Origin of the sequence: Mycobacterium sp. TKK-01-0059 (assembly GCF_000709305.1) — a bacterium.
Lineage (GTDB): Bacteria > Actinomycetota > Actinomycetes > Mycobacteriales > Mycobacteriaceae > Mycobacterium > Mycobacterium intracellulare.
In genome coordinates, this window is the sequence record NZ_KL446994.1 from 156,632 (window position 1) to 169,467 (window position 12,836).

At 70.4% G+C, this 12,836-nt stretch carries 1 protein-coding gene; it reads left to right on the top strand.

Going from position 1 to position 12,836, the window contains the following annotated elements:
- The first annotated feature begins 282 nt into the window (after positions 1-282).
- A complete protein-coding gene (locus K883_RS19960) occupies positions 283-12,828 on the top strand; it encodes a type I polyketide synthase (RefSeq protein WP_014711554.1) in 12,546 nt (4,181 codons plus the stop codon).
- Positions 12,829-12,836 lie beyond the last annotated feature (8 nt).

A 12,836-nucleotide genomic window follows, 5' to 3' on the forward strand; every position in this document is an offset into this window, starting at 1 on the left:
GTCCATCGAGTTCACCGGGCTGCGCGCGGCGCACCTCGCCTGAGCGGGCGCCGCACCTGTCCAAGCCGGTCCTCCTGTAGCAATCGGGAGCAGCGGACGTTTTGAAATCCAGTCGGAGTTGGCCATACTCACCAGCAACATTCTTGGGTCGGAAAGCTGCACGACGCTGGTCGAAAGAAACACGGCGTCGCCTCGTGCAGCGAATCCCGTGAATCGGCGACAACCGCAGCCGGCGGGACACGACGGCCAGACATTAGGTGAGGGTTAGGGCGAGGTTTAGTGATGGTGGACCAACTCCAGCATGCGACCGAGGCGCTGCGGAAAGCGCTGGTCCAGGTTGAACGCCTGAAGCGCACCAATCGCGCGCTACTGGAGCGGTCAAGCGAGCCGATCGCGATCGTCGGTATGTCCTGCCGCTTTCCCGGCGGCGTCGACAGCCCCGAGTCGTTGTGGCAAATGGTGGCCGACGGCCGCGACGTGATCTCGGAGTTTCCCGCCGACCGAGGATGGGACCTGGGGGCGCTGTACGACCCCGATCCCGACGCCCGCCACAAGTGCTATGTGAACGCCGGCGGTTTCGTCGACGGTGTCGCGGATTTCGATCCGGCCTTCTTCGGCATCGCGCCCAGCGAAGCGCTGGCGATGGATCCCCAGCACCGGATGTTGCTGGAGCTGTCCTGGGAAGCGTTGGAGCGGGCCGGGATTGACCCCAGTGGCCTGCGCGGCAGCGCCACCGGGGTGTTCGCGGGGCTCATCGTGCAGGGCTACGGCATGCTCGCCGAGGAGATCGAGGGCTACCGGCTGACCGGCATGACCTCGAGTGTGGCCTCGGGTCGGGTGTCGTATGTGCTGGGGCTGGAGGGTCCGGCGGTGTCGGTGGACACGGCGTGCTCGTCGTCGTTGGTGGCGTTGCACATGGCGGTGCAGTCGCTGCGTTCGGGGGAGTGCGACCTGGCGCTGGCCGGTGGCGCGACCGTCAACGCCACGCCGACGGTTTTCGTGGAATTCAGCCGGCACCGCGGCCTGGCGCCCGACGGGCGATGCAAGGCGTACGCCGGCGCGGCCGACGGCGTTGGCTGGTCCGAGGGCGGCGCCATGCTGGTGGTGGAGCGCCTGTCGGACGCGCAGCGACTCGGGCACCCGGTGCTGGCGGTGGTGCGCGGCTCGGCGGTCAACCAGGACGGCGCCTCCAACGGACTGACCGCGCCCAACGGTCCCTCGCAGCAGCGGGTGGTGCGTGCCGCCCTCGCCAACGCCGGGTTGGCCACCGCCGACGTCGACGTGGTCGAGGGGCATGGCACCGGAACCACTTTGGGTGACCCGATCGAGGCCCAGGCGCTGCTGGCGACCTACGGGCAGGATCGCAGCGAGCCGCTGTGGCTTGGGTCGATCAAGTCGAACATGGGCCACACGCAGGCCGCCGCCGGGGTTGCCGGCGTCATCAAGATGGTGCAGGCGATGCGCCACGAGACACTGCCCGCGACGCTGCACGTGGACGCGCCCAGCCCGCATGTGGATTGGTCGGCCGGTGCGGTGTCGTTGCTGACCGAGGCACAACCTTGGCGGGCCGAGCGCCCCCGCCGGGCGGGCGTGTCGTCGTTCGGCATCAGCGGCACCAACGCGCACGTCATCGTCGAGGCCGCCCCGGCCGAACCGGTGCGCAAGGCCGCCCCGGCGCGGCCGGTGGTCCCGTGGGCGGTGTCGGCGAAGTCCCCGTCGGCGTTGGCCGCGCAGGCGGCCAAGTTGGCCGAATACGTTCGCGCGCATGATGATCTGGACGTCGCCGACATCGGATGGACGCTGGCCGGTCGCGCGACGTTCGAGCATCGGGCCGTCGTGGTGGCCGCCGATCGGGACCGGTTGCTGGCCGGGCTGGACGAGCTGGCCAACGATGACCCGACCGGGACCGTCCTGCGGGGCATCGCGACGCCGGCGGGCAAGACCGTGTTCGTCTTCCCCGGACAGGGCTCCCAATGGCTGGGCATGGGCATCGAATTGCTCGATACCGCACCGGTATTCGCACAACAGATCCAGGCCTGCGAAGAGGCGTTCTCCGAATTCGTCGACTGGTCGCTGATCGACGTGCTGCGCGGCGCACCCGGCGCACCGGGAATGGATCGCGTCGACGTGGTGCAGCCGGTGCTCTTCGCGGTGATGGTGTCGCTGGCCGAGCTGTGGAAATCGGTCGGGGTGAGCCCGGACGCGGTGATCGGCCACTCGCAAGGCGAAATCGCCGCGGCCTACGTCGCCGGAGCCTTATCGTTGCGCGACGCCGCCCGGGTGGTCACGCTGCGCAGCAAGCTCCTGCGCTCGCTGGCCGGCCCCGGGGGCATGCTGTCGATCGCCTGCAGCACCGAGCGGGCCCGGGAGTTGTTGGCGCCCTACGGTAGTCGGGTCAGCATCGCCGCCGTCAACGGCCGGTCGGCCGTCGTGGTATCGGGCGACGTGGCCGCGCTCGACGAACTCGTCGGGTTCTGCGCCGACCTCGAACTGCGGACCCGGCGCATCGACGTGGACTACGCCTCGCACTCGGTGGAGGTCGAGGCGATCCGCGACGACCTCGCCCAGGCGCTGTCCGGCATCGAGCCGCGTTCCTCGCGCATCGCGTTCTTTTCCACCGTGACCGGAAACCGCCTGGACACAGCGGGTTTGGACGCCGACTACTGGTACCGCAACATCCGGCAGACCGTGCAGTTCGACCAGGCCGTGCGGAGCGCGAGCGAGCACGGATACCGGACGTTCATCGAATCCAGCCCCCACCCGGCCCTGGTCGCGGGCATCGAGGACACCGCCAACCACCATCCCGGCCGCGACGCCGAGGCCTCCGAAGCCAAGGTCATTCCGACCCTGGGTCGCGACGACGGCGGGCTCGACCGATTCCTGACGTCCGCTGCCACCGCGTTCGTCGCGGGAGTGAGCGTGGGTTGGCGTGGTGTGCTGGACGGGGCCGGCTTCGTCGAACTGCCCACGTATGCCTTTGACCGCCGGCGGTTTTGGCTGTCCGGCGAAGGCGCTGCGGCCGACGCCACCGGCCTGGGCCTGGGAGCCAGCGAGCACCCGCTGCTGAGCGCAGTCGTCGAACTGCCGTCCTCGGGCGGGGTCGTGCTGACGGGCCGCCTGTCGCCCAGCCTGCAGGGCTGGCTGACCGACCACGCCGTCTCCGGTGCGGTCGTGTTCCCCGGCGCCGGCTTTGTGGAATTGGCGATCCGCGCCGGCGACGAAGTCGGGTGTTCGACGGTCGACGAACTGACCCTGCAGGCGCCATTGATGTTGCCCGCCAAGGGCTCCGGAGCGGGATCGGTGGCAGTACAGGTCGTGGTGGGCCCGGCCGCGGAAACCGGTCAGCGCGTCGTGTCGATCTTCTCGCGGCCGGACACCGGCTCGGGCTGGGTATGCCACGCCGAGGGCACACTGAGCACCGGCTCGGTCGAGCCGGGCGCGGACCTGTCGGCCTGGCCGCCGGCGGGCGCCGTCGCGGTCGACCCGGCCGACGGTTACGAGCAATTGGCCGCCCGCGGTTACGGTTACGGCCCGGCGTTCCAGGGCCTGACCGCGGCCTGGGTGCGCGGCGACGAGATCTTCGCCGAGGTGCGGCTGCCCGACGCCGCCGGGAGCGTCAACGGGTTCGGCGTGCACCCGGCGCTGCTCGACGCGGCCATGCACGCGCTGGTCATCGGCCACCAAATGGCCGACCACACCGACGAAGTGGTGTTGCCGTTCTCCTGGCAGGGCGTGTCGCTGCACGCCGCGGGCGCGTCGGCGGTGCGCGCACGCATCGCGCCGGCCGCGGCCAGTGCGGTGTCGATCGAACTGGCCGACGGCCTCGGATTGCCGGTGCTGTCGGTGCGCGCGATGGTGGCGCGCTCGGTGAGCGAGCGGCAGCTGCGCGCGGCGGTGTCGGCTTCGGGTCCCGACCGGCTCTTCGAGCTGGAGTGGTCGCCGGCGACCGCCGGCGCGGGCGAGACGCCCCCGCACGAAGTCTTCGAATCCCTTGCGGCCGAGGAAGACCCGATCACGGGATCGTATCGTCGCACGCATGAGGCCCTGGCCGCCGTGCGGTCGTGGTTGTCCGAGCGCGACTCCGGGCTGCTGGTCGTCGCGACGCGCGGCGCGATGGGACTGGCGGGGGAGGACGTCTCCGACCTGGCCGGCGCGGCGGTGTGGGGGCTGGTCCGGTCGGCGCAGACCGAGCATCCCGGCCGGATCGTGCTGGTGGATTCCGATGCCGCGCTGGACGATAGCGCGATAGCGACCGCTCTCGCCGTCGGCGAGCCGCAGGTGCTGCTGCGCGACGGCAAGGCCCACACCGCACGAGTGCGCGGCAGCCGTGCGGTCGACGGCATCATGACACCCCCGGAGAACGGCCCCTGGCGGCTGGGGATCAGCAGCGCGGGCACCTTCGAAAACCTGCAACTCGAGCCGGTGCCCAACGCCGACGTTGCGCTGGAGCCGGGTCAGGTTCGGGTGGCTCTGCGCGCGATCGCCACCAACTTCCGCGACGTCATGATCACCCTGGGCATGTTCACCCACGAGGCGCTGCTCGGCGGCGAAGGCGCCGGAGTCGTGGTCGAGGTCGGACCGGGAGTCACCGAATTCGAGGTCGGCGATTCGGTGTACGGCTTCTTCCCCGACGGCAGCGGCACCCTGGTGCCCGGCGACGTCCGTCTGCTGCAGCGCAAGCCGGCCGACTGGTCCTACGCCGAAGCCGCCGGCATCTCAGCGGTTTTCACCACCGCATACATGGCGTTCATCCACCTGGCCGAGGTCCAGCCCGGGCAGCGGGTGTTGGTGCACGCCGCCGCCGGCGGGGTCGGGATGGCCGCCGTCCAGCTCGCCCGGCACCTCGGCCTGGAGGTGTTCGCCACCGCGAGCCGCGGCAAATGGGACACGTTGCGGGCCATGGGCTTCGACGACGACCACATCTCGGACTCCCGCAGCCTCGAGTTCGAGGACAAGTTCCGCTCGGTCACCGGCGGGGCCGGCATGGACGTGGTGCTGGACTCGCTGGCCGGCGAATTCGTCGACGCCTCCCTGCGCCTGGTCGCCCCGGGCGGCATGTTCCTGGAAATGGGCAAGACCGACATCCGCGACCCGGGCGCGGTGGCCCAGGAATACCCGGGCGTCCGCTACCGCGCCTTCGACCTGTTCGAGCCCGGACGTCCCCGCATGCATCAGTGGATGATCGAGCTCGCCGGCCTGTTCGAGGCCGGGGTTCTGAAACCGTTGCCGGTGACCACCTTTGACGTGCGGCGCGGTCGCGTCGCCTTGCGGTACCTGAGCCAGGCCCGCCACATCGGCAAGGTCGTCATGACTGTGCCTACCGGACCGGGTGCCGGCCTGGCCTCGGGCACCGTGCTGATCACCGGCGGGACCGGCATGGCGGGATCGACGCTGGCGCGCCACCTGGTGGCGCACCACGGCGTCGAGGACCTGGCGCTGCTGAGCCGGCGCGGACCGGACGCGCCGGGAGCCGCCGAGCTGGTCGCCGAGCTGGAAGCGGCCGGCGCCCGGGCGCGAGTGATCGCCTGCGACGCGGCCGACCGGACGGCGCTGGCCGCGGTGATCACCGAACTCTCGGCGACCCGGCCGCTGTCCGGCGTGATCCACGCGGCCGGCGTCCTCGACGACGCGATGCTCACCTCGCTGACACCCGAGCGGATCGACGCGGTGCTGCGGGCCAAGATCGACGCGGCCTGGAACCTGCACGAGCTGACCCGCGACCTGAATCTATCGGTGTTCGTGATGTTTTCCTCGATGGCCGGGCTGGTGGGTTCGTCGGGCCAGGGCAACTACGGCGCCGCGAACTCGTTCCTCGACGCGCTGGCGGCGCATCGGCGCGCGCACGGGCTGCCGGCGATCTCGCTGGGCTGGGGCCTGTGGGACCAGGCCAGCGCCATGACCGGCGGGCTCGACGCCGCCGACCTCGCCCGGCTGGGCCGCGACGGGATCCTGGCGCTGTCCTCGGACGAGGCCATGGAACTGTTCGACACGGCATTGATCGTCGACGAACCCTTCCTGGCGCCCGCCCGCATCGATCTCGGCGCGCTGCGCGCCCACGCGGTCGCGGTGCCGCCGATGTTCGCCGACCTGGTCAACGCGCCCACGCGGCGCCGGGTCGACGACTCGCTCGTGGCCGCGAAGTCCAAATCGGCTCTGGCGCATCGCCTCGACGGCCTGTCCGAGGCCGAGCAGCACGCCGTGCTGCTGGACCTGGTGCGCTCCCACATCGCCACCGTGCTGGGCAACACCTCCGCCGAGGCGATCGACCCGGACAAGGCGTTCCAGGAGTTGGGCTTTGACTCGCTGACCGCGGTCGAAATGCGCAACAGGCTCAAAACCGCGACGGGACTGGCGCTTTCGCCCACGCTGATCTTCGACTACCCGACACCCAACGGCCTGGCCGGCTACATCCGCACCGAACTCGCCGGGGCGCCGCAGGAGATCAAGCACGCCCCGGTCGCGCGCGCCACCGAGGACGATCCGATCGTTATCGTCGGCATGGCGTGCCGCTATCCCGGCGGGGTGAACTCCCCCGAGGATCTGTGGCAGATGCTCACCGAGCGCCGCGACGTCCTCTCCGATTTCCCGACCGATCGCGGTTGGGATCTGGCCGGCGTGTACAACCCGGATCCCGACGTCCCGGGCACCTGCTACACCCGGACCGGCGGTTTCGTCGACGGTGTCGCGGATTTCGATCCGGCCTTCTTCGGCATCGCGCCGAGTGAAGCCCTGGCGATGGATCCGCAGCAACGCATGTTCCTCGAGCTCTCCTGGGAAGCCTTGGAGCGGGCCGGAATTGAACCCGGCGCGCTGCGTGGCAGCGCCACCGGCATGTTCGCCGGCGTGTACACACAGGGCTACGGCATCGACGCCGCACCCACCGCGGAGGGCTTCCGGCTGACCGGTCAGTCCTCGAGTGTGGCCTCGGGGCGGGTGTCGTATGTGCTGGGGCTGGAGGGTCCGGCGGTGTCGGTGGACACGGCGTGCTCGTCGTCGTTGGTGGCGTTGCACATGGCGGTGCAGTCGCTGCGTTCGGGGGAGTGCGATCTGGCGCTGGCCGGCGGCGTCACGGTCAACGCGACGCCCGACATCTTCGTCGAGTTCAGCCGCATGCGCGGGTTGTCCGTCGACGGCCGGTGCAAGGCGTACGCCGGCGCCGCCGACGGCACCGGATTCTCCGAGGGCGGCGGCATGCTCGTGGTGGAGCGGTTGTCGGATGCGCAGCGGTTGGGACATCCGGCGTTGGCGGTGGTGCGGGGTTCGGCGGTCAATCAGGACGGCGCCTCCAACGGGTTGACTGCGCCCAATGGTCCGTCGCAGCAGCGGGTGGTGCGTGCGGCGTTGGCCAATGCGGGGTTGTCGGCGGCCGAGGTGGATGTGGTTGAGGGGCATGGCACCGGGACGACGTTGGGTGATCCGATCGAGGCGCAGGCGTTGTTGGCGACTTATGGGCAGGATCGGGGTACTAGCGGGCCGTTGTGGTTGGGGTCGATCAAGTCGAACATGGGTCACACGCAGGCCGCCGCGGGTGTGGCGGGTGTGATCAAGATGGTGCAGGCCATGCGCCATGAAACGCTGCCCGCGACATTGCATGTCGATGAGCCCAGCCCGCATGTGGATTGGTCGGCGGGTGCGGTGTCGTTGCTGACCGAGGCCCAGCCCTGGGGTGCGCAGCGCCCGCGCCGGGCGGGGGTGTCGTCGTTTGGCATCAGCGGCACCAACGCCCACGTCATCATCGAGGCTGTCCCATCTGAGGCCCTTCCGAGCCCTGTTCAGGTCACCGAGCGCCCCGAGGTGCCGGTCCTCCCGTGGGTGGTGTCGGCGAAATCGCCGTCGGCGTTGAGGTCTCAGGCCGCCCGGCTGGCGACCCATCTGCGCGCCCACCCGGATCTGGACGCCGTCGATGTGGGCTGGACGCTGGCGGGCCGGTCGACCTTCGAACAGCGGGCCGTCATCGTCGCCGACGACCGTGACCGCCTGCTGGCCGGGCTGGACGAGCTGGCCGCAGACGAACTGGCCCAATCAATCATTCGCGGGACGGCGGCGCCCGGCGGCAAGACCGTGTTCGTCTTCCCCGGTCAGGGCTCCCAACTACTCGGCATGGGTAGGGGATTGCACGACGCGTACCCGATGTTCGCCGAGGCCTTCGACGCCGTCCTGGCCGAACTGGACCAGCACCTGCTGCGCCCCCTGCGCGACGTCATCTGGGGCAGCGACGAAAGCCTGCTGAACACCACCGAATTCGCGCAGCCGGCGCTGTTCGCGGTGGAAGTTGCGCTGTTCCGGCTGCTCGAATCCTGGGGCATACACCCCGACTTCGTGATGGGCCACTCGATCGGCGAGCTGTCCGCCGCCCACGCCGCCGGCGTCCTGTCGCTGAAGAACGCCGCCGTCCTCGTCGCCGCCCGCGGCCGATTCATGCAGGCGCTGCCTTCGGGCGGGGCGATGGTCGCCGTGCAGGCCACCGAAGACGAGGTGCGGCCGCTGCTCGTGTCCTCCGAACAAGACAGCGTGGGCATCGCTGCCGTCAACGGGCCTGCCTCCGTGGTGATTTCGGGAACGCAAGGCGCGGTGACCGCGATCGCGGACCAGCTCCGCGCCGAGGGCCGCCGCGTCCATCAACTCGCCGTCTCGCACGCTTTCCACTCCCCGTTGATGGACGCCATGATCGACGAATTCGGCACCGTGGCGGCGGGACTGACCATCGGCAAGCCGACCATCCCGATCGTGTCCAACGTGACCGGCGGGCTGGCCACCGATGACTTCGGAACCGCGGCGTACTGGAAGCGGCACGTCCGCGAGGCGGTGCGATTCGCCGACAGCGTCCGATTCGTCCATGCGGCCGGCGGCAACCGATTCCTCGAAGTCGGGCCGAGCAGCGGTCTGACGGCGTCGATCGAGGAAACGCTGGCCGACAACCCGGTGACGGAGATTTTTGCGATGTCCGCGCTCCGCAAGGACCGGCCGGAGCCGACGGCCCTTGTCAACGCCGTCGCGCACGGGTTCGTCGCCGGCATGGCGGTGGACTGGCGCGGCGCCATCGGCACGGCGAATCTCGTCGAACTGCCCACGTATGCCTTTGACCGGCGGCGCTTTTGGCTCTCGCGCGACGACGCCCCCGCCGATGCCGCGGGCCTGGGCCTGGCCCCCGGCGAACACGCCCTGCTGGGCGCGGTGGTCGAACTGCCGGCGTCGGGTGGGGTGGTGTTGACCGGTCGGTTGTCGCCGGGTACGCAAGGCTGGCTGGCCGATCATGCCGTCGGCGGTGTCGTGCTGTTCCCGGGTGCGGGATTCGTCGAGTTGGCCATCCGCGCCGGCGACGAGGTGGGCTGCGGAATCCTCGACGAGTTGAATCTGGCCGCGCCGCTGGTGCTCCCGGCCGGCGGCTCCGTCGCGGTTCAGGTCGTGGTCGGTGGCCCGGACGACTCGGGTGCGCGCGCGGTATCGGTGTTCTCACGCGCCGAAGCGGGCTCGGGCTGGTCGTTGCACGCCGAAGGCGTGCTGCGCGCGGGGTCGGTGGAGCCGGGCGCGGACCTGTCCGCGTGGCCGCCCGCGGGTGCGGTCCCGGTGGAGGTCGGCGACGGGTACGAGCAACTGGCCGAGCGTGGTTACGGGTACGGGCCCGCGTTCCGTGGCCTGACCTCGATGTGGCGCCGTGGCGACGAAATTTTCGCCGAAGTGACCCTGCCGTCCGACGCCGGGGTGTCGGTGAGCGGGTTCGGGGTCCACCCGGTGCTGCTGGACGCGGCGCTGCACGCGGTCATCTTGTCGTCCGAGAGTGACGAGCTCGCCCCGGGTTCGATACTGGTGCCGTTCTCCTGGCAGCAGGTGTCGTTGCACGCCGCGGGGGCGGCGGCGGTGCGCGCCCGGATCATGCCCGTGGGCGCCTCGGCGGTATCGATCGAACTGGCCGATGGGCTCGGACTGCCGGTGCTCTCGGTGGCATCGATGGTGGCCCGTCCGGTGACCGATCAGCAGCTCCTGGCCGCGGTGTCTAACTCGGGACCGGACCGGCTCTTCGAGCTGATTTGGTCCGCTCAGCCGACATCGACGGTGCAGCCGGTGTCGGTAAGCGCTTGGGGTGCACCGGAATCCGCGGAATCCGACAACGGCGAGGCCGGACAATCCGTGGTGCTGTTCGAATCGGAGCCGGTGTCGGGCGACGTGATCACCGAGGTGTACGCGGCGACGCGAGCGGTGCTGCCGGTGCTGCAGTCCTGGTTGTCCCGCGACGTCGCCGGGACGCTGGTGGTGGCGACCCGGGGTGCGATGACGTTGCCCGGGGAGGACGTCACCGATTTGGCCGGCGCGGCGGTGTGGGGCCTGGTGCGGTCGGCGCAGACCGAACACCCCGGCCGCATCGTGCTCGTCGACACGGACGCGCCGCTGGATCCCGACGCGATCGCCGCCGTGTTGGCGGTCGGCGAGCCACAGGCGTTGCGGCGCAACGGGATGGTCTACACCGCGCGGGTGCTCGGCAGCCGCGCGGTCGGCGGCCTGCTGACGCCGCCCGAGCAGGGCCCGTGGCGGTTGGGCATGAGCAGCTACGGCACGATCGAGAACCTGCGGATAGAGCGGATTCCGGACGCCGACGCGCCGCTGGGACCCGGGCAGGTGCGGGTGGCGCTGTCGGCCATCGCCGCCAACTTCCGTGACGTCATGATCGCGTTGGGCCTCTATCCCGACCCGGACGCGATCATGGGCATCGAGGCCGCCGGCGTGATCACCGAAACCGCCTCGCAGGACGGGCGTTTCGAGGTCGGCGACCGCGTCATGGGGCTGTTCCCGGACGGCACCGGAACGATCGCCAAAACCGACGAACGACTGCTTGTCAAGGTGCCGGCGGGATGGTCACACACCGCCGCGGCGACTGCTTCGGTGGTGTTCGCCACGGCGCGCTACGCCCTGGTGGATCTGGCCGCCGCGAAGCCCGGTCAGCGGGTGCTGGTGCACGCCGCCGCCGGCGGGGTGGGAATGGCCGCGGTCCAGCTGGCCCGCCAGATCGGGCTGGAAGTGTTCGCGACGGCAAGCCGTGGCAAGTGGGACACGCTGCGGGCCATGGGGTTCGACGATGACCACATCGGCGATTCGCGCAGCCTTGAGTTCGAGGAGAAGTTCCGCGCGGTCACCGGCAGGACCGGCACGGCCGGGATGGATATCGTGCTCGACTCGCTGTCCGGCGAATTCGTGGACGCCTCCCTGCGGCTGGTCGCGCCCGGCGGGGTGTTCCTGGAGATGGGCAAGACCGACATCCGCGACCCCGAGGTCGTCGCGCGCGACCACTCCGGGGTGCGTTACCGCGCCTTCGATCTCTTCGAAGCCGGACCGGACCGCATCGCCCAGATGCTCGACGAGCTGGCCGCCATGTTCGCCGAAGACGTGCTGAGGCCGCTGCCGGTGACCCGATTCGACGTGCGCCGTGCGCCCGCCGCACTGCGCTATCTGAGCCAGGCCCGCCACGTCGGCAAGGTCGTCATGACCATGCCGGACGCGTGGACGGCGGGCACCGTGTTGATCACCGGCGCCACCGGGATGGCCGGTTCGGCGGTCGCGCGGCACGTCGTGACCCGTCACGGCGCGCGGAACGTGGTGTTGGTCAGCCGGCGCGGTCTTGATGCGCCGGGGGCGGCGGAGCTGGTGGCCGAGCTGAGGGCGGCCGGCGCGCACGCCGAGGCGGTGGCCTGCGATGCCGCCGACCGCGAGGCCTTGGCCAAGGTGATCGCCGACATCCCGATGCAACGCCCGCTGACCGGGGTGATCCATGCCGCCGGCGTCTTGGACGACGCGGTGGTGACGTCGCTGAATCCCGAGCGGATGGCTGCGGTGCTGCGTTCCAAGGTCGATGCGGCATGGAACTTGCACGAGTTGACCCGCGACCTGGATGTGTCGGCCTTCGTGATGTTTTCGTCGATCGCCGGCCTGGCGGGCGCCTCGGGTCAGGCCAACTACGCCGCCGGCAACTCGTTCCTGGACGGGTTGGCCGCGCATCGACGCGCCCACGGCCTGCCGGCGATCTCGCTGGGCTGGGGGCTGTGGGATCAGGCCAGCGCCATGACCGGCGGGCTGGGCGCCGCCGACCTCGCCCGGTTCGGCCGGGACGGGATCGTCGCGATGTCCTCGGAGCAGGCGCTGGAGCTGATGGACACCGCGCTCATCGTCGACGAGCCGTTCATGCTGCCCGCCCACATCGACCTCGCGGCGCTGCGGGTCAAGTTCGACTCGGGCACGCTGCCGCCCATGTTCGTCGATCTGATCAACGCGCCGACGCGGCGCCAGGTCGACGACTCGCTGGCCGCCGCCAAGTCGAAATCCGCTCTGCTGCAACGCCTCGAGGGGCTCCCCGAGGACGAGCAGCAGGCGATCCTGCTGGACTTGGTGCGTTCGCACATCGCCACCGTGCTCGGCAGCTCCAGCCCGGAGGCGATCCACCCGGACCGGGCGTTCCAGGAGCTTGGCTTCGACTCCCTGACCGCAGTCGAGATGCGCAACCGCCTCAAAGCCGCGACCGGGCTGGCGCTTTCACCCACGCTTATCTTCGACTATCCGAACTCGGCGGCGCTGGCGGGCTACATGCACCGAGAACTCGTGGGGGCGTCGGAACAAACCCCGGGGGGCGCGGCGCCGGGCGAAGCCGAGATCCAGCGCGTCGTCGGGTCGATTCCGGTCAAGCGGCTCCGACAGGCCGGCGTGTTGGAACTGCTGCTGGCGCTGGCCGACGAATCCAACGGCAACGCGCAGTCCGCGGCGCCGGCGACCACCGAAAAGGACATCGCCGACATGGACCTCGATGACCTGGTCAACGCGGCGCTGCTGGACGACGACGACTAGCCACCTAT